The 17853-nt window shown below is 72.8% G+C and carries 15 protein-coding genes; 7 read left to right on the top strand and 8 right to left on the bottom strand.

The window, feature by feature from the left end; genetic code table 11:
* Positions 1–41: 41 nt before the first annotated feature.
* The 4 genes from D7318_RS09050 to D7318_RS09035 form a co-directional block, all read right to left on the bottom strand.
* Complete coding sequence (locus D7318_RS09050; RefSeq protein WP_230423548.1) at positions 42–1082, bottom strand: glutamate ABC transporter substrate-binding protein; 1041 nt, start codon at positions 1080–1082, stop codon at positions 42–44.
* Positions 1083–1133: 51 nt separating this feature from the next.
* Positions 1134–2567 carry a hypothetical protein gene (locus D7318_RS09045; RefSeq protein ID WP_120696345.1) on the bottom strand — a complete coding sequence of 478 codons (1434 nt, stop codon included), beginning with the start codon at positions 2565–2567 and terminating at the stop codon, positions 1134–1136.
* Positions 2568–2779: 212 nt separating this feature from the next.
* Complete coding sequence (locus tag D7318_RS09040; protein WP_120696439.1) at positions 2780–3400, bottom strand: GNAT family N-acetyltransferase; 621 nt, start codon at positions 3398–3400, stop codon at positions 2780–2782.
* 82 nt (positions 3401–3482) lie between these two features.
* A complete protein-coding gene (locus D7318_RS09035; protein ID WP_230423547.1) occupies positions 3483–4355 on the bottom strand; it encodes a mechanosensitive ion channel family protein in 873 nt (290 codons plus the stop codon).
* A gap of 338 nt (positions 4356–4693) precedes the next feature.
* Between D7318_RS09035 and D7318_RS09030 the strand changes: the two genes are divergently transcribed.
* The 4 genes from D7318_RS09030 (at position 4694) to D7318_RS09015 (ending at position 7960) form a co-directional block, all read left to right on the top strand.
* Positions 4694–5233, top strand: coding sequence for an HNH endonuclease (locus D7318_RS09030; RefSeq protein ID WP_120696343.1), 540 nt, complete (start codon positions 4694–4696; stop codon positions 5231–5233).
* Positions 5234–5478: 245 nt separating this feature from the next.
* Positions 5479–5703 carry a hypothetical protein gene (locus D7318_RS09025; protein ID WP_120696342.1) on the top strand — a complete coding sequence of 75 codons (225 nt, stop codon included), beginning with the start codon at positions 5479–5481 and terminating at the stop codon, positions 5701–5703.
* Positions 5703–7751, top strand: coding sequence for a 4-alpha-glucanotransferase (gene malQ / locus D7318_RS09020; RefSeq protein WP_120696341.1), 2049 nt, complete (start codon positions 5703–5705; stop codon positions 7749–7751). Before D7318_RS09025 ends, malQ begins: the two co-directional genes overlap by 1 nt.
* Entirely contained in the window at positions 7739–7960 is a 222-nt protein-coding gene (locus D7318_RS09015; protein WP_408055459.1) for a hypothetical protein, read from the top strand. Before malQ ends, D7318_RS09015 begins: the two co-directional genes overlap by 13 nt.
* Before the next feature lie 66 nt (positions 7961–8026).
* Here D7318_RS09015 and pepN read toward each other — a convergent pair whose 3' ends face one another.
* The 3 genes from pepN to D7318_RS09000 all read right to left on the bottom strand — a co-directional run bounded on the left by pepN (position 8027) and on the right by D7318_RS09000 (position 15402).
* A complete protein-coding gene (gene pepN, locus D7318_RS09010; protein WP_120696340.1) occupies positions 8027–10597 on the bottom strand; it encodes an aminopeptidase N in 2571 nt (856 codons plus the stop codon).
* A 119-nt stretch (positions 10598–10716) separates the two neighbouring features.
* Positions 10717–14049: a S8 family serine peptidase gene (locus D7318_RS09005; RefSeq protein ID WP_120696339.1), complete on the bottom strand. Its 3333-nt coding sequence runs from the start codon at positions 14047–14049 to the stop codon at positions 10717–10719.
* 390 nt (positions 14050–14439) lie between these two features.
* Positions 14440–15402, bottom strand: a complete 963-nt coding sequence (locus tag D7318_RS09000; RefSeq protein WP_120696338.1) for an AraC family transcriptional regulator — start codon at positions 15400–15402, stop codon at positions 14440–14442.
* A 122-nt stretch (positions 15403–15524) separates the two neighbouring features.
* On the opposite strand from D7318_RS09000, the gene D7318_RS08995 reads away from it, so the two are divergent.
* Positions 15525–16277 (top strand): SDR family NAD(P)-dependent oxidoreductase, encoded by a 753-nt coding sequence (locus D7318_RS08995; protein WP_120696337.1) that lies wholly within the window; start codon positions 15525–15527, stop codon positions 16275–16277.
* An 81-nt stretch (positions 16278–16358) separates the two neighbouring features.
* Here D7318_RS08995 and D7318_RS08990 read toward each other — a convergent pair whose 3' ends face one another.
* Positions 16359–16541, bottom strand: coding sequence for a hypothetical protein (locus D7318_RS08990; protein WP_120696336.1), 183 nt, complete (start codon positions 16539–16541; stop codon positions 16359–16361).
* A gap of 546 nt (positions 16542–17087) precedes the next feature.
* Here D7318_RS08990 and D7318_RS08985 point away from each other — a divergent pair.
* Together D7318_RS08985 and D7318_RS08980 are read left to right on the top strand one after the other, a co-directional pair.
* Entirely contained in the window at positions 17088–17348 is a 261-nt protein-coding gene (locus D7318_RS08985) for a hypothetical protein (protein WP_120696335.1), read from the top strand.
* The gene (locus tag D7318_RS08980; protein ID WP_120696334.1) at positions 17329–17847 is read left to right on the top strand and encodes a DUF6879 family protein; all 519 of its coding nucleotides are present in this window, start codon (positions 17329–17331) and stop codon (positions 17845–17847) included. Before D7318_RS08985 ends, D7318_RS08980 begins: the two co-directional genes overlap by 20 nt.
* Positions 17848–17853 lie beyond the last annotated feature (6 nt).

Raw genomic sequence — 17853 nt, 5'->3', positions numbered from 1 at the left:
GCCTGCCGGATCCCTTCCCCGAACGGGTCGTTGATCACCGGTCAGTTCCGGTAGAGCGGCTCGGGCGGGCTCGGGGGCGGCTCGTTCTCGCCGTAGAGATAGCCCTCGAGGCGCGCCTCGGCGGCGGCCGTCCAACGGCTCTGTGCGCCGCCCTCGCGGTAATCCTCCAGCACGGCGTTGACCCACGCGACCAGGTCGGTGGCCTCGGCGTTGAACGCCACGCCGTAGGACTCCTCGGTCAGCGGCTCGCCGATCAGCTCCATCGACGGGTCCTGGGCCACGTGCCCGGCGCCCAGCGCGGCGTCGGTCATGAGCGCGTCGGCCTCGCCCAACTGCACCTGAACGAGGCAGTCCAGATGGTTCGGCGCGGTCACGAGATCGGCTCCGTTGCTCTCCCTGGCGAGCAGCTCGGCGGCCGTCGAGCCCTCCGCGCTGCACACGCGCTGCCCGGCCATCGACGCGTCGAAGCCGTCTATCGGGGAGTTCCGCGGGGCGAGGAGCTGCTGGCCCGTCTCGAAGTAGGCGGTGGAGAACGCCACGTGCTCCCATCGCTCGCACGTGATGGACATCGCGCGCACCACCATGTCGACGGCGCCGTCCTGGAGGGCGTTGATCCGCTCGCTCGTGGGGATGGCGCGGAAGACGATGTCGGGGTCGGGGGTGTCGAGCAGGTCCTCGGCGATCGCCTCGACCAGGTCGATGTCGAAGCCGACGATCTCGCCGGTGTCGGGGGTGCGGTACCCCCACAGATAGCTGTTCTGGTCGATGCCGACGATCAGCTGGCCCCGGTCCTGGATCTCCTCCACCGCCGAGCCCTCGACGCGCTCGGCGGGGTAGCTCTCCGCGGCGTCCCTGCCGTCGTCGCACGTCTCGCGCTCGGCGACCGTGCCCACCCCGTGCTCGTCCGCGGGCTCGGCGACGGCGTGCTTGCCCGCCTTGCGGTGGCCGTCGGTGCCGTCGGGCAGCGAGCCCGCGAGCACGGCGCCCGCCAACGCGAGGCCCCCCGCGGCCAGCAGCAGGGCCCGGGCGTCGCGCGAACGCCCCCGGCTCCCGGCTCTCGAACGCTTCGTGGTCCTCGGCACCGTCCGCTCCCTCCGCGCTCTCACGGGTCCCTCCGCGCTCTCACGGGGTCCTCACCGGTACTCCGACAGGCGGCGCGCGATGCCGAGCACCGTACCGAGGGCCGCGAGCAGCGCGAGGAGCACCGCCCCCGCGGTCAACCCGCCGAGCGCGCCGTGCCCGTCGGCCGCGGCGCGCGTGAACTCCCGCTGCTCGTGCTCAACCGCCTCGGCGAGCGAGGCGTCGACGCGGTCGAAGCTCTCGCCGGTCGACTCCTCGGGCCGCTCGACGCCGATGACGGCCTCCACCGCGTCGTCGTACGCGCCTGCCGTCTCCAACTCCCTTGCCACGCTGTGACGTTCCTGCCACTCCTCGGTGGCCGCGACGGCCGCGTCCACCGGGGTCCTGCCCTCGGCGTCCTCGGCCAGCTCACCTGCCCTCGGCAGCAGGCCGCCGCGCTCGGCGGCGAGGGCGTCCATGTGGGTCGTGTAGCTGTCCTCGAACTCGCTGCCCGCGCCGCGCGTGACCAGCGTCATGCTCTCGTCGCCGCGCGCCTTGAGCGCCTCCGTCCAGGCGCCGTTGAGCGCGCTGAGGGACTGCGCGGCGTTCTCGTCGGCGTCGCTGAGCGCGCCGCGCGCCATGACGTGCGCCCCGGCCAGCCACACGAGCAGCACGGCCGCGGCCGCTGTGGCGGCGACAAGGCCGGGGTTGAACACGCGGTTGGTGCGCAGATAGTGCCGCCGCTGGGCCCATGCGAGCGCGGCCAGGGCGAGCGTGCCCGCGCCGAGCGCCAGCCACGGCCGGTCCCTGGCCTGCGCCAGGTCGCTCTCGAACCTGCGGGTCTCCAGCTCGTACAGCTCCTCGGCCGCGGTCAGCAGCGTGTCCTGCATCCGCTGGTCGGCATAGCGCAGATAGGCGCCGCCGAGCGGGAGGCCCTGCCGGTTGTTGGTGCGGGCGGTCTCCACGAGGCCCGTGTAGAACGGCAGCTCCTCGGTGAGCGTCTCGATGTACTGGCGCGCGCTGGCCGAGTCGGAGCTGTGCGCGGCGGCCGAGGCGAGCAGCCGCGCGGCGTTGTCGATGTCCCGCTCGTACCGCTCGCGCACGGCCGGGTCCTCGTCGGCCCCGGCGAGGAAGCCGACGGCGGCCGTGGTGTTGGCGTCGGCGAGCGAGCGGTATATCTCCGCGGCGTCGGCGCTGAGCGGCTGGCTGCTGTCCTCCACGGTCCGCGCGGCGTCGGCCCGGTCGGTGATCTCGTAGAACGTGAGCGCGCCGAACAGCAGGAGCAGCCCGGCGACGGCGGCCCCGACGATCCGCAGCCTGCCGGGCTCGGTGCGGGCCGCGGCCCGCAGCTGGGCGGCGCCCTCGGCGAACGCGCTGCGGCGCGGCGGCTCGGGCGGCGCGGGTGGGGTGGCCGCGGGTGGCGTGGCAGGGGCGGGCCACGGCGCGTGGGCCGTGGCGGCCTGCCCGCCCGGCGGGGACGCGGGCGGTGCGGTAGGCGGGTGAGTCATGCTCCCGGCCCTCCCCCTCGTGTGTCCGGCCCCTTCGTGTGTCCGGCACGGGCCACGGCCAGCAGTATGCCGCTCTGCCCTGCCACCACACAGCCCTTGCCGACTTCTTGTCGAGATCGCTATCTCGTCAGGGCTCCCCCGACCCCTTCCCCCTCAGCACGCCTCGAGGACCGAGGTGGTTCCCTGGGGCGGGGCAATTCCCGCACGGGGCGTCAGAAGCGCACGCCGAGGTGGGTGATGTTCGCGCCGTGGCCCGGCAGCTCGGTGAAGCCGATCCGGTCGTAGAACGCGCGGGCGTTCGTGTTCGCCGGGCTCATCCCCAGGTGGACCCCCGGCACGCCGCGGGCCCGCAGCGCGTCGAAGAGCGCGTCCATCAGCCGCCGCCCGAGACCCCGCCGCTGGCCCTCGGGCAGCAGGTCGATGTGCAGGTGCGCGGGATACCCGGCGGCTATGCCCGGCACCAGCATCCGCCCGGCGTGGTGCAGCAGGTCGCGCAGCTCGTCGTCGGGCGTCGCGGGCTCGCCCTCGGGCGCGGGGAAGCGCTCGGCCAGCGCGGGCGCCCACTCGGCGGCGAACCGCTCGAAGAACGCCACGCTGTCGTCCGTCGCCACCACATACCCGATCGCGCGCGTGCCGTCGTCCGCGACGAACACCAGGCCCGGGTCGAACGCGGCGTACGGCTCGGCGAATATCGCGGGCAGGATCGCGGGGTCCGCGTAGTGCCCTGTGGCGTCGCCGCCGACGAGGCCGGTCCGCACGCAGATGTCGCGCAGCGCTTCGAGGTCGCCCGGCGCGTAGCCGCGGATGGTGACGGGTGAGGTGGTGGCGGTCATGGGGGCCATTGTGGACGAGCCCACCGACAACGGACCCGGTCGGTTCCCTGGTACCGGTGGCCCCTCAGGTCCCGGTCGGCCCTCAGGTCCCGGTCGGCTCGGACACCGGCTCGCCCGGATCACCGGCCCGCTCGATGCCCGCCGCGTCGAGGGCGCGCTTGATCCGCCAGCGCAGCTCGCGTTCCACCTCGGGCGCCTTGCCCGGCGCGGTCCTGCCCGTGACCCGCAGCGTGACCGACTCGGGGGTGACCGCCTCGACGCCGAGCACCTCGACGGGCTCGTGCAGCAGCTCCTTCCACGGCGCCTCGGCCGCCATCTCGGCCCCGGCCGTCGCGAGGGTGCGCCGCACCCGCTCGAGGTCGGCGTCGGCGGCGACCGGCACGTCCACGGTCGCGGTGGCCCAGCCCTGGCTGAGGTTCCCGACGCGGGTGATCTCGCCGTTGCGCACGTACCAGGTCTCGCCCGAGGCGCCGCGCAGCGTCGTCACGCGCAGCCCGATCTCCAGCACGGTCCCCGTGGCCTCGCCCACGTCGATCGTGTCGCCCACCCCGTACTGGTCCTCGAGCAGCATGAACAGGCCCGCGAGCACGTCCGCCACCACGCTGCGCGCCCCGAAGCCGAGGGCGACGCCCGCGACCCCGGCGCTCGCCATGAGCGGGCCGAGCTGCACGCCGAGCTCGGAGAGCACCATGAGCGCGGCCGTGCCGAGCACCAGCACGGACGCCGTGCTCTTGAGCACCGAGCCGATCGTCTCGGAGCGCTGCCTGCGCCGCTCGGGGTTGACCAGCAGGCCGCCCATCGCCGACGAGCGCCGCCGGTTGCCGTCCTCGCGGTTCAGCCGCGCCGTCAGCCGCCCGATCGAGCGGCGCAGCGCCAGCCGCAGCAGCAGGGCGACCACGACGATGAGCACGATCCGCAGCCCTGACGCCAGCCAGGACTCCCAGCTCCCGCCCACCGTCACCACCCCGCCGCGAACGCGCCGACGCGGGCGCGGGAGTGGGGGACGCGGGGAGGACGGGTGCGCGCGGTGTGCGCGGGCGTGTCGTGCATGCGCACCACTCTGACCCGCGACGCGCGCCCCGCTCAAGCCGCCCCCCTCCGCGGAACGGCCCGAGGACCGCCGGGGGACCCCAGGGAGAGAAGGGAAGAAACGGCCGAGGAGTGAAGCGTGTGGCGAAAGACACAATCGGCACATTTCCCGATCGTGGTGGCGCTCGCGGTGCCGCGCGGGACACACTGAGGGAGATCGTCCCGGCGCGAGCCACGTGCCGCCGACGGAAACGGAGGGCGTTCGTGCCACACGTCTTGGTCCTCAACGCGTCGTACGAGCCGCTTGGCGTCGTACCGGTCCGCCGCGCACTGATCCTGCTGCTGAACGACAAGGCCGTGAGCCTCGAGGACTCAGGCGCGCTGATGCGGAGTTCGACCCACGCCATACCCGCGCCGAGTGTCGTGCGGCTGAAGCGGTTCGTCCGCGTTCCCTACCGCACCGCCGTGCCCCTCACCCGCCGCGCGCTGTTCGCCCGCGACGGCGGCCGCTGCGCGTACTGCGGGGGCGTGGCCACCAGCGTCGACCACGTCATCCCACGCAGCCGCGGCGGCCAGCACGCCTGGGACAACGTCGTCGCCGCCTGCCGCAGCTGCAACCACATCAAGGCCGACCGGCACGTCGCCGAGCTGGGCTGGCGGCTCCGACATACGCCCGGGCCGCCCTCGGGGCTGGCCTGGCGCATCATCGGCACCGGTCACCGCGATCCGCGGTGGCTGCCGTATCTGCGCCCCTATGGAGCCGACGACGCCCTCGCCAGGATCGACGGCAGCAGATCGGCGTGATCCTTCTCCGACACCTTCCGACCCCCTCCGATCCGCGCCCGATCCGTACCGATCCCGATGTCTTCATATCCGCAAGTTCTCGCACGCCATCCCGGCGGATACGGAAATTCTTCGCCCCGGACGGCGTGAAGTGCGTCGCTTTCCCGTCGCGTGGACGGGTGCGGTGACGTTGACTGGGTAGAGCAGTACTCGACGCCCCACCGAGCACCTACCGAGCACGACGCCGTCGGCGAACGGAGTGACCCGTGGCCGGAGCCGCCAGGACCGAGCACCACGACACACGCGACACCCTCCAGCTGATCCCGCTGCCCACCCAGAGCTCCGCGACCTCAGCCCGTGAGGCGCCCCTGACCAGCGAGCCGCCCCTGGACGACCTCGCCCCGCTCACCGCCGAGCAGCCGCTCGCGGTCGAGCCGCCCCTGACCGCGGAGCCCAACGGGCGTGGCGGCGCGGAGGCAGTCGAGGTCTGATGGAGCGGCTCGCGCGCCTCGCAGCGGCGCACGGCGTCGCCACCTCCTACTCCCCGGCCCCAGGCCGCACCGTCGAGGTGCCCGATGACACCGTGGCCGCCGTGCTCGCCGCCCTCGGCGTCGACCCGGAGCGCTCCGAGGTCCCCGACACCACAGACCGCCTCCTCCCGCCCACCGTGGTGCACCGCGCGGGCGGCCCGCCGCCCGCCGTTCCGCCGGGCACCGAGCTGCGCGTCACCACCGAGGACGGCGCCGAGCTCGCCTGGGGCGAGGCGCCCCTGCCGCCCGGCTGGCACACCCTGAAGGCGACCGCGCCCCAAGGGCGAACGGCGACCGCCCCGTTGATCGTCGCCCCCGACCGGCTCCCCGACCCGCCTGGCCGCACCGTCGGCCTGCTGGTCCAGCTCTACTCGGTGCTCTCCACCCGCTCGTGGGGCATGGGCGACCTGGTGGACCTCGCCGACCTCGCGAGCTGGGCCGGGCACACGCTCGGCGCCGGGTTCGTCCAGATCAACCCCCTGCACGCCGCCGTCCCTGGCGCCGCGGGTTCACCCACCGACCCCTCCCCCTACCGCCCCGGCACGCGCCGTTTCGCCGACCCGATCCATCTGCGGATCGAGGACATCCCCGAGTACGGCTATCTCGAGCCCGACGCCCGCGCCGACCTCGACGCCCTGCGCGCCCGCGCCGCCTCGCTGCGCACCGCCGTCATCGACGCGGGCGAGCCCATCGACAGGGACGCCGTGTGGGCGCTCAAGCTGCGGGCCCTGGAGATCCTGCGCCGCGTGCCGCTCGGCCCGGGGCGGCACGCGTCCTACTGCGCGTTCCTCGCCGAGCAGGGCCAGGCCCTCGAGGACCACGCCACCTGGTGCGCCCTGGCCGAGACGCTCGGTCCCGACTGGCGCGCGTGGCCCGCGGGGCTGCGCGACCCGCGCTCGGCCGCCACCGCGCGCGCCCGCGCCGAGCACCTGGAGCGCATCGACTTCCACAGCTGGCTCGCGTGGCTCACGGACGGGCAGCTCTCCCGCGCGCAGCGCGCGGCCGAGGCGGCCGGTATGCCCATCGGCCTGGTCCACGACCTCGCCCTCGGCGTCCACCCCCATGGCTCGGACGCGTGGGCGCAGCAGGACGTGCTGGCGATCGGCATGTCCACGGGCGCGCCGCCCGACGCGTTCAACGAGAACGGCCAGGACTGGGGCCTGCCGCCCTGGCGCCCCGACGCGCTCGAACGCCTCGGCTACGCGCCCTACCGCGAGCTGGTCGCCGGGCTGCTGCGGCACGCGGGGGCGCTGCGCGTGGACCATGTCATGGGGCAGTTCAGGCTGTGGTGGATCCCTGAGGGCGCCTCGCCCGTCGAGGGCACCTATGTGTCGTACAACGCCGACGCCATGCTCGCCGTCCTGTCGCTCCAGGCGCACCGGGCGGGCGCCGTGCTGGTGGGCGAGGACCTGGGCACCGTGGAGCCTGGCGTGCGCGAGGACCTGGCCGAGCGCGGCGTCGTCGGCACGTCGGTGCTGTGGTTCGAGCGCCACTGGGAGCGCGAGGGGCGGCCGCCGTTGGACCCGGGGGAGTGGCGTTCGTCCTGCCTGGCCACGGTCACCACGCACGACCTGCCGTCCACCGCGGCCCGGCTGACCGCCGACCATGTCGAGCTGCGGCGCCGCCTCGGGCTGCTCGCGGACGCCCCTGGCGCGCTGCGGGAGGCGCTCAGCGAGACGGCGGAGTGGTTCGAGGCGTTCGCGCGGCTCGGGCTGCTGCCGCCCGGGGCGGGCGAGGAGGAGCGCATCGCGGCCGCCTACCGCTACCTGGCGCGCACGCCGGCGCGCATGGTCGGCATCTGGCTCCCCGACACGGTGGGCGACCTGCGCCCGCAGAACGTCCCGGGCACCTGGGACGAATACCCCAACTGGCGCCTGCCCGTCGCCGACGGAACGGGCCGCCCCGTGACCCTGGAGGAGCTGGCCGCGTCGGAGCGGGTGGCCTCGCTGGTACGGGCGGTGGTGAGCGAGATGTCGGCGTTCGTTACTGTGGCCCCGTGGTCAACTTGAACAAGAAGCGCGCCGCCGCCGTCCTGGGCGGCACGACGCTGCTCACCCTGCTGGCATCCCCCGCGGCCCAGGCGCTCACCCGGGACGACGGCGACGACCCGGGTCCAGGCCTGAGCGTGATCGAGACGCTCGGCCTCTTCGTGCTGGCGCCGCTCGCGCTGTTCGCGGTCATCGCGGGCCTCGTGATCCTGAGCGACCGCAAGCGCTGACGCCGCGAGCGCCGACGCGGACGGGCCCCTCCCGTCACCGGAAGGGGCCCATCTCAGGCGCGGTGTCTACCGCAGCTCCGCCGCCGCGTCCGCCGCCTGGGCGTGCAGGGCGCGTTCCACTCCGGCGCGCGCCTCGGTCACCAGGCGCCGCAGCGCGGGCGTCGGCTCCGCCGTCACCAGCCACGCGTCCGTGGCCTCGAGCGTCGAACGCGCCACCTGCACCACCGGGTAGAGCCCGGCCACGACCTGCTGCGCCATCTCGTGGCTGCGGCCGCTCCACACGTCCTTGACCGCCGCGAAGTACTTCTCGGTGTACGGCGCGAGCAGCTCGCGCTGGTCCGTCTGCACGAAGCCGCCGATCACCGCCTCCTGAAGGGCGTTGGGCAGCTCGTCGCGCTCGACGACCGACGCCCACGCCTCCGCCTTGGCCTCGGGGGTCGGCCGCGCCGCCCGCGCCGCCGCCGCGTGCCGCTCGCCCGCCGACGTGGCGTCGCGCGCCAGCTCGGCGGCGATCGCGGCCTCGTCGGCCCGGCCCGTGGCGGCCAGCCGCGAGAGGAACGCCCACCGCAGCTCGGTGTCCACCTCGAGGCCCTCGACCGTCTCGCTCCCGTCGAGCAGCGCGGCCAGCAGGTCGAGCTGCGTGTCCGTGCGCGCCGTCGCCGCGAACGCCCGCGCCCACGCCAGCTGGTGGTCGCCGCCCGCCTCGGCCGCCCGCAGCCGGGCAAGGGCCGCGTCCGACCACGTCGCCAGGCCCGTCTCGCGCCAGTCGGGCGCGGCGTACAGGTCGAGCGCCAGCTTGACCTGCCGGTGCAGCGATTGGACGACGCCGATGTCCCGCTCCTTGTCGATGCCGGAGAGCACCAGCGTCAGGTAGTCGCGCGTGGCCATCTCGCCGTCGCGCGTCATGTCCCACGCGGAGGCCCAGCACAGGGCGCGCGGCAGCGACTCGGGGAAGTCGCCGACGTGGCGCGCGACCACGGCCATCGAGTCGGGGTCGAGCCGCACCTTGGCATACGACAGGTCGTCGTCGTTGAGCAGCAGGACATCCGGGCGCGCCCGGCCGATCAGCTGCGGAACGGGGGTGCGCGCGCCGTCCACGTCGAGCTCGAGGCGGTCGGCGCGGACCAGCGCGCCCTCGCGCAGCTCGTACAGGCCGACCGCGATGCGGTGCGGGCGCAGCACCGGCTCGCCCTTGGCGCCCGCGGGCAGCGCGGGGGCCTCCTGGCGGACGGCGAACTCCGTGATGACGCCCGCCTCGTCGACCGCGATCTCGGGCCGCAGGACGTTGATCCCGGCCGTCTCGAGCCATGCCGCAGACCACGCCTTGAGGTCGCGGCCGCTGGTCTCCTCCAGGGCGGTGAGCAGGTCGGTGAGCCGGGTGTTGCCCCACGCGTGGCGCTTGAAGTACGCCTGCACGCCCCGGAAGAACGCGTCCTGGCCTACATACGCCACGAGCTGCTTGAGCACCGAGGCGCCCTTGGCGTAGGTGATGCCGTCGAAGTTGACGAGGACGTCGTCCAGGTCGTTGATCTCCGCCATGATCGGGTGGGTCGACGGCAGCTGGTCCTGCCGGTAGGCCCAGGTCTTCATCTGATTGGCGAAGCTCGTCCACGCCTGCGGCCAGCGGCTGTCGGGCGCGTGGGCCTGGCAGGCGATCGACGTGTAGGTGGCGAACGACTCGTTGAGCCAGAGATCGTTCCACCACTCCATCGTGACCAGGTCGCCGAACCACATGTGCGCCAGCTCGTGCAGCACGGTCTCCGCGCGCATCTCGTACGCCGCGTCGGTGACCTTGGAGCGGAAGAGGTACTGGTCGCGGATGGTGACGGCGCCCGCGTTCTCCATGGCCCCGGCGTTGAACTCAGGGACGAACAGCTGGTCGTACTTGGCGAAGGGGAACGGGTAGTCGAACTTCTCCTCGAACCAGTCGAATCCCTGCCGCGTCACCGCGAACAGCGCCTCGGCGTCCAGGTGTTCGGCGAGCGAGGGGCGGCAGTACAGGCCCAGCGGAACGGTCCGCTCGCCGCTGCTCCAGCTGCTGTGCACCGCGTGGTACGGGCCCGCGACGATGGCCGTGATGTAGGTGGAGACGCGCGGCGTGGGGTCGAACCGCCAGACGCCGTCCTTGGGTTCGGGGGTGGGCGCGTTGGAGATGACCGTCCATCCTTCGGGCGCGGTCACGGTGAACCTGAACGTCGCCTTGAGGTCCGGCTGTTCGAAGCAGGCGAACACGCGGCGGGCGTCGGGCACCTCGAACTGCGTGTAGAGGTAGACCTGTTGGTCCACGGGGTCCACCGAACGGTGCAGCCCCTCACCGGAGTTGGTGTACCGGCAGTCGGCGACCACGCGCAGCTCGTTCTCGCCGCGGACGAGTCCTTCGAGCGCGATGCGGGAGTCGGCGAACACCTCGGACGGGTCGAGCGCGGCGCCGTTGAGCGTCACCTCGGAGACGCCGTCGGCGATCAGGTCGGCGAAGGTGGACCCGGCCTCGCGCGCGGTGAAGACGACGGTGGTCGCGGAGCGGAACGTCCCGCCCTCCGGCGCGCCCGAGAGATCGAGGTCGATCTCGTAGCGGTCCACGGCGAGCAGCGCGGCCCGCTCCTGCGCCTCGTTGCGGGTGAGATTCGTGCCAGGCACCTGGTGGTCTCCTTCGTCGGCGTGTCGCACGTCATCCTCGCACGGCACACACGAACGGGGCGGGCGTCCGGCGTGGTGCCGTCCGCCCGCCCCCTGGTGTGTCGCGGGTTACCCGGTCGCTACGGGGTGACGTGCAGGATCGTCAGGTTGCCGCTCCCGGCGAGCGTGCCCGCCTGGTTGAGCAGCCGCACCTCACCGAAGATCACGCGACCCTCGCCCGCCTCGGCCGCGGCGGCGGTCACGGTGACCTCGCCGGGGACCGACGCGGTCTCGCCCGCGGCCAGCTCGACCACCTGCTCCTCGTCCACCGTGAGCGTGCCGAGGCCCTCGCTCAGGAAGGCGTCGCGGTAGGCGAAGGCCGTGCTGCCCTGCGGCACCGAGTAGCCGTGCACCTCGACGGTGTACGTGCCCGGCTCGGGGTTCTCGATGACCACCGCCTCCTCCGAGCCCGACGAGGTGGACGCGCCCACCGACTCGCCGTCCCTGTACACATACAGGTCGAGGTCGGCGCCCGGGTCGTCGGGCGAGCCGATGACCGCGCTGAACGAGCCGACGCCCTCGCCGATGACCACCTCGTTGGTGAGGTACTCCTCGTGCCCGATCGTCGGGGTGTCCTCGAGGGCCGAGCCCAGCTCGCCCGCGGCGAACGTGCCCGTCAGCGGGGCCAGGTCGTTGGTCACGCGCCAGCCGACCGGCGTCGGCTGGCCCGCGACCACGTGCGCGAGCTCGAGCGTCTCGGGGTCGAACGTGGCCCCGAGCGCCGTCGCGGTGACGGTGTAGGGGTTGTTCAGCCGCGGCGAGGTGCGCCGGGACTCGACCTCGATCTCCCACACGCCCGGGGTGGGGTTCAGATACGAACGCCGCGCCGGGTCACACGTGTTGGCGGGGTTGTCGTAGTTCGGGTAGCACATCGTCGTCGTGGAGTTGTCCGCTGGCGTGCCCCACGGGGTGATGGCGATCCACCGCGTCTGGCTGCCGTCGGCGAGCCCGTCGAGGGCCACCTCGAACGACCTGGTGCCCTCGGGGACCCGCACGAAGTACGAGTCGGAGGCGTTGCGTTGCACCTCGCCCTCCTCCGACACCGCGTAGGACGGCTCGGGCAGCTCCTGCGGCACCACGACGGTGGCCAGGATCTGGTGGTCGATGCCGCGGCTGCGCGGGTCGTCGACGGTGAGGATCGCGCTGTGCGCGCCGAACGACCGCGGCTTGGCCTCGAGCGTCACGGTCACCGGCTCGTCCAGCGGCAGCGAGACCGTGGACCGCCCGGTGATGCGGAAGGTGCGGTCGTGGTTGTTCGCCAGGTCGAGCGTGTGGCGGACGGCGCGGTCGGGCCCGCTGGTGCGGGTGATCGTGACGTCGTAACGCTCCCGCTCGCCGACCGCGGGCGCCGACTCGCGGTCGTACACACCGGCGCCGAAGCCCGGGGTCGCCAGGAAGTCCGACATGTCGTGGTCCACGGGGGCCCGCACGTCGTACTCGTACGCGGTCGCGCCCCTGCTGATGAGCCGCCACGCGGCCTCGGTGTTCATGAGGCCCGCGCCCTGCTCGTGCGCCTGGACGCCGCGGATCGGGTCGGCCGAGCTGGTCAGCGCGGTCCGCAGGTCCGCGGCCGACAGGTCGATGCCGCGCTGCTTCGCCGCGGAGAGCAGAAGCGCGGAGGCGCCCGCCACCTGCGGCGACGACATCGACGTGCCCTGGAGCATGCCGTAGCCCGGCGGCAGGTCGTAGCCCGCCTCGGCGACCGGCGAGCCCGCCATCCACGTCGGGATCGTGTTGATCGAGGCGCCAGGCCCCGTGATGGTCGGCTTGAAGCCGCCGTCGTCGCGCGGACCGGCCGAGGAGAACGGCAGCATGCCGTAGGAAACGTCAACGCCGGAGCCGTAGTTGGCGGCCCACGTCTCGCGCGAGATCGCGGCGCCGACGCTCACCACCTTCTCGGCGACGGACGGGTCGCTGATCGTGTTGACGCCGGGGCCGTCGTTGCCCGCCGAGATGAACAGCTCCACGTCATACGTGTCGATCAGCTCGGTGTACAGGTGCGCCCTGGCGTTGTTGCCGTCGTTGAGCGCGGGGAGGCCGCCGATGGAGACGTTGACGAGGTCCACGTCCCGGTTGACGACCAGGTCGATCATGCCCTCGAACAGCGCCGTGTAGGTGCAGCCGCCGCCGAAGACGCACGCGCGCGAGGAGACGATCTGCGCGCCGGGCGCCGCGCCGTTCATCTCGCCGCCGAACAGGCCGTTGGCCGCGGTGATCCCGGCCACGTGGGTGCCGTGGTTGCCCGAGACGATGCCGATGTTGACGAAGTCGCGGACCTCGCCGACCCAGTCGCCGCCGTAGGGGTCCATCGGCACGTCCTCGCGGATCTCCACGACGAACGGCAGGGCCTCGGCGATCTCGGTGTCCTCGTCGTCGGTGCCGAAGTACCCGACCTGGAAGTCCTGGTTGTAGGGCGTCATCCAGGACTCGTCGGTGAAGTCGCCGTCGGAGTCGAGGTCCACGCGGACCGCGCCCGCCTCGGGGTCGTAGAGCACGCCGAAGACGTCGGTGGTGTCGCCGTCGCGGTTGACGTCGCCGCCGATCTGGCCGACCGCGACGGACTCGCGGAAGACGTTGACGAGGAAGTCGCCGTCGGGGGCGGTGTAGTCGGTGCCGTTGAACGTGAACGAGGGGCCGCTGACCGCCGTCGTCATCGCGCGCCACGAGAGGTCGCCGTCGATGATCGGGTCGGTCGCGGTGACCGAGTCGACGATCTTGCGCTCGCCCGTGGTGGTCTCCTGGAGCGCGGGGTGCGCGAGGTCGACGCCGAGGTCGAGCACTCCGATGGTGACGCCGCGGCCGTCCCAGCGCGGGTGGTCGTCGACGAAGTCGACGGCGCCGGTCTCGTGCGCGGGCTGGTAGGGGTTCTCGGCGGGCGTGTCCTCGTTCGGGCCCTGGTAACGCCGCGCGGCGGACGCCTCCGCCACCTGCTCGCCGGCGCCAGGTGACGGATCGGGCGCCTGGATGGTGTCGTTGAGGTCGATCGCGAGGACGTCGTCGAGCCCGGTGGCCTCCTCGATCGCCGCGTCGGCCTTGCCGGTGGCGACGGTGACGCGGACATAGCCGATGCTGTCCTCGGTGAAGCCGACGGAGGCCCCGGAGACGGCGTCGAGCCGCTCGGCGACCTGGTCGGTCTCACCGGGCTCGGCCGCGATCAGCAGCGTCACGAACTCCTCGCCCGCGGCCTTGGCCTCGGCGAGCAGCGTGGCGTCCTGGGTCGAGAACTTCTCGCCGATCGGCTTGTCCACGAGCGGCGTCGGCGCCTGTGCGGAGTCGTCGGCGAGGGCGGGCGTGACCCCGGCGAGGCCGAGCGTGACGGCCAGCGCCGCGGTGAGGACCGTCCGGTGCGGACGGCGTCTGCGCGCGGGGGGTATCCCCGGCGGCAGCGAGTGGGAACGGGGTCTCAGTGACATGGGCATCCTTGTTCGGAATCCGGAGCAGGATGACCGGTCATCCTACGGAAACGATCACTCTGCGGGGATCCCTGCCGGAAAGTTGTCGCATTCCTGTCATCACCCGGCGAACGGGCGGCGGAGCGCGGAACGTTGGCGATCGGCCGCCTCTGGGGGCGCCCGCGCCCCCGACCTGCACGGATCCCGCCACCCACCCGCCACGGGCCCGACCCGGGCTGGCGAGAACGTGCCACATGCGTACCGATCAACGCGGATTGCGCGGGCGCGCGGTCGCGCGGTCGCGCTTCCCGCGCCCCGGCACGCGCGGGCTCGCCCACACGGTGGGGCCTCGGGCGCCTGACACGGCCGGTGCGGAAGGGGCGGGTGGCGTGCTCGACGCGGGCAACGCGTTCAGCCTCCTTCGGCCTTTCCGTTCGCGGCGGCGCGCGCTGGTTGCCGTGCCTGGTTCCTGAACTGCGCGGGCGATGAGCCGACCACGCGGCGGAACGCGGTGCTGAACGCGCTCTCGGACAGGTAGCCCGTGGCCCGTGCGAGCTCGGAGATCGACAGCGTGTCGCGGGTGAGGGCGTCGCGCGCGAGGCTCATGCGCCACTGGATCAGGTACTCCAACGGCGGGATCCCGACGTGGCTCTTGAAGGCCCGGGCGAACGCGGAACGCGACATGTGGCTGATCTCGGCGAGCTCCTTGAGGCTCCAGGAGTGGGCCATGTCCGCGTGCACGGCACGCAGCGCGGCGCCGACGCCGTCCTCGTTCAGGGCGCCGAGCCAGCCGGTGGGCCGGTCCGTCCGACCGGCGTGAGCGCGCAGCATGTGCACGAGCAGGATCTGCGCGAGGTGGTTCTGCACCAGCGGGCCGCCGGCGGCGGCGATCCCGACCTCGGTGGCCAGGAGATCGATCAGCTGCCCGAGCCGCCTGCCATGGGGATCGGCCGCGCGGACGATCACGAGCGGCGGCAGAAGATCGGTCAGGAGGGCGGCGTTCCTGTCGTCGAACGCGATGTGCCCGACGCAGAGGTAGAGGTCGTCCTCGGACTCCGGGCCGATCCGCACGAACCCGTCCTCGGCACCCGCCAACACCGGCGCCGCGGGGCGCGGGCTCGCGTCGGGCGTGCTGGCCAGCACGTAAGGCGGGGGGTTGCCCAGCATGAAGGTGTCACCCTCCCGCAGAAGCACCGGCTCGTGCCCCTCGAGGATCAACCAGCACGTGCCGCGCACGAGGCCCCCGATCCGCACGTGCAGGAACGTGTCGAAGCGCAGGGCCCACTCCCCCGTGGCCCGGAGACTGGGCCCGATCACCGTGCGGGGCCGAAGCAGGCCGATCGCGTCGGCCACGGGATCCCGGAAGCCGAGCATTGATGACACCTCCTGGACGATACGTAAAGAATGCAGGACTCCGCATCATGGATAGTATCCGCGATCTCCCGCAGTATCGAGGTTGAACGGATCGGCATCGAGAGAGTGACGGAGACACCCACATGGGACAGCTGGCAGGCAAGACGGCGGTGGTCACCGGGGGCAGCACCGGTATCGGCCTGGCCACCGCCGTACGGCTGGCGGACGAGGGCGCGTACGTGTTCATCACCGGGCGACGCGAGGCCGAGCTGGAGGCCGCCGTCAAGACCATCGGGCCGGACCGGGCCACCGCGGTCGTCGGCGACATCGCGAAGCTCGAGGACCTGGACCGGCTCTACGACGCGGTCAGGGCCCGGGGCAAGGGGCTCGACGTGCTGGTGGCGAACGCGGCGATCGGCACGTTCGTGACGCTTGAGCAGACCACCGAGGAGCACTTCGACCAGACCTTCGGGGTCAACGCCCGCGGCACGCTGTTCACCGTGCGGAAGGCGTTGCCGCTGCTCACCGACGGAGCCTCGATCGTCCTGGTCGGTTCGACGGCCGCCGACCGTGGCATGGAGGCGTTCGGCGCGTACGCGGCGTCGAAGGCGGCCGTCAGGTCCTTCGCGCGGACGTGGTCCAACGAGCTCAAGGGCCGCGGCATCCGGGTCAACGTGGTCTCACCGGCGTGGATCGAGACCCCCGGGGGCACCGCCGCCTTCGGCGACGAGGAGACCGCCAGGGCCGTCAAGGAGAATGTCGCCGCGACCGTGGCCAAGGGCCGCATGGGTCAGCCCGAGGAGGCCGCCGCGGTCATAGCCTTCCTGGCCTCGGAACAGAGCAGCTACGTCGTCGGCTCGAACATCTACGTCGACGGTGGCACGAACCAGATCTGAGCGGGCACCACACGACGGGCGGCATCCGTGGCGTTCCAGGTTCCATGTCTCGACCACCAGGAACGTGCGGTGAGCCGCCCGTCAGTCGAACGCGCGCTGTATCAGCCGCACCACTCCCATGAACGCTCGCCTGATCAACCCGAGCCCCCCGGCCATGTCGGCGGCGGACGCGGCCACGTCCACCCGGTCCACCTCGGAGCGGCACCGGGAGCAGGAACGGGGCCAACGGGGCTTCTGCTCACCGCACTTCTTGCACTTCGCCATGCCGCCATTCTCCCTGCCGCCCCACTCCCTCCCTCGTCGCCCCGGACGCGGTCGGCCGCACCGCCGACGCCATCGCCGCGGCCGGGTTCCAGATCGACGCCGACCTGTGGCGAGGCCCGGAGGACGACGCCATCCACGTGCGCGCCCCCGCCCAGCACTCCCCGTCGGCTGAACCGTAGGGCGCACGGCCTTGCGGGAGGTCAGAGATCCCGGATCCGGCACCCCCTGAAGCCCGCCGCAGGCGCCCCCCGCCCCCCGACCGCGGACTGACCGCGGCACGACGCCCCGCCCCCCACGACGTCGCTCACGGCGGCAAGCCGTCAGCGCGGCATCACCACCACGTACGATGCCGAGGGGCGGGACTCCGCCGCGGCCAACGCGCGTTCGATCGTGGTCACTTGGGCATTCGGGGCGTCGCGCAGGGCGCGCGGGGTCAGGCGCAGGACGGTGATTCCGACACCCGCGGTGCCCGACCGTTGACAGCACGCGCGTCCAGGACTGATCGTCGTGCAAGCTGACGCAACCCCTTCGACCTGGAGGCATGCCGTGGCCCTACGATTCCTGGGGATCTATCCCAACACCCCCGACGACGGATCCCCCACCATCTGGCAGGACACCGACACCGGCGACTTGATCATCCAGTCCTGGAAGGCCGACCCGGGCACCATCCGCGAGGCACAGGAGGTGGGCTCGATCCCCGGCCACACCACGGACGTCCCCGCCCACGAGACGGTGATCCGACTGCCCGCCACCATGCTTCAGTTCATCCCGCGCCCGGAGGCCCCTCATGGCAACACCAGTACGTGAAGCCCTTGCCAAGGCGGAGCGGGCCGCGTGGCACCTGGAGATGCGCGACGGCTACATGCTGGACGACCCGGCGTTCATCCGCTGGCAGAACGGCCACCGCGAGGACCCTGACGACCGTGCGTCCTGGTGGCGGCCGTGGCTTGACGTGGTGGTCGAAGCGACCGCCCGTGGGGTGGAGATGCGCCGTCTGCGGGTCGTCTCCGAGCCGGTCAGTGACTACATCCGCTACGAGTACGACATCACGTTCACCAATGTTGCCGCTGGCGAGTCGGTGCGATGGCTTCCTCGTGCGCGCGCACGGGATCTGCTGCTCCCCGCGCTGGACGGTTGGGTCTTCGACGGTGAGTCGCTGATCCTGCACCACTTCAGCGGCGACGGGCAGTGGACGGGGCCGGGCATGGAGGTGGTGCACGATCCCGACCTCGCCTCGCGGTACGGCGCCGTCTACGAGGCCGCGTGGGACCGTGCCATCCCGCACGCGGAGTACGCCCCCGCCTGATCCTCA

The organism is Streptomyces radicis, assembly GCF_003626575.1.
GTDB classification, from domain to species: Bacteria; Actinomycetota; Actinomycetes; order Streptomycetales; family Streptomycetaceae; genus Streptomyces; species Streptomyces radicis.
The sequence above is the reverse complement of the archived record's forward strand: the minus strand, read 5'-3'. Positions and strand labels throughout refer to the sequence as shown.

What these genes read in the sequence shown, in the direction of transcription:
- D7318_RS09040 (WP_120696439.1), bottom strand. Translation starts at nt 3,400, where the DNA reads ATGACCGCCACCACCTCACCCGTCACCATCCGCGGCTACGCGCCGGGC.
- D7318_RS09000 (WP_120696338.1), bottom strand. Translation starts at nt 15,402, where the DNA reads ATGCTCGGCTTCCGGGATCCCGTGGCCGACGCGATCGGCCTGCTTCGG.
- D7318_RS08995 (WP_120696337.1), top strand. Translation starts at nt 15,525, where the DNA reads ATGGGACAGCTGGCAGGCAAGACGGCGGTGGTCACCGGGGGCAGCACC.
- D7318_RS08990 (WP_120696336.1), bottom strand. Translation starts at nt 16,541, where the DNA reads ATGGCGAAGTGCAAGAAGTGCGGTGAGCAGAAGCCCCGTTGGCCCCGT.
- D7318_RS08980 (WP_120696334.1), top strand. Translation starts at nt 17,329, where the DNA reads ATGGCAACACCAGTACGTGAAGCCCTTGCCAAGGCGGAGCGGGCCGCG.
- malQ (WP_120696341.1), top strand. Translation starts at nt 5,703, where the DNA reads ATGGAGCGGCTCGCGCGCCTCGCAGCGGCGCACGGCGTCGCCACCTCC.
- D7318_RS09045 (WP_120696345.1), bottom strand. Translation starts at nt 2,567, where the DNA reads ATGACTCACCCGCCTACCGCACCGCCCGCGTCCCCGCCGGGCGGGCAG.
- D7318_RS09005 (WP_120696339.1), bottom strand. Translation starts at nt 14,049, where the DNA reads ATGTCACTGAGACCCCGTTCCCACTCGCTGCCGCCGGGGATACCCCCC.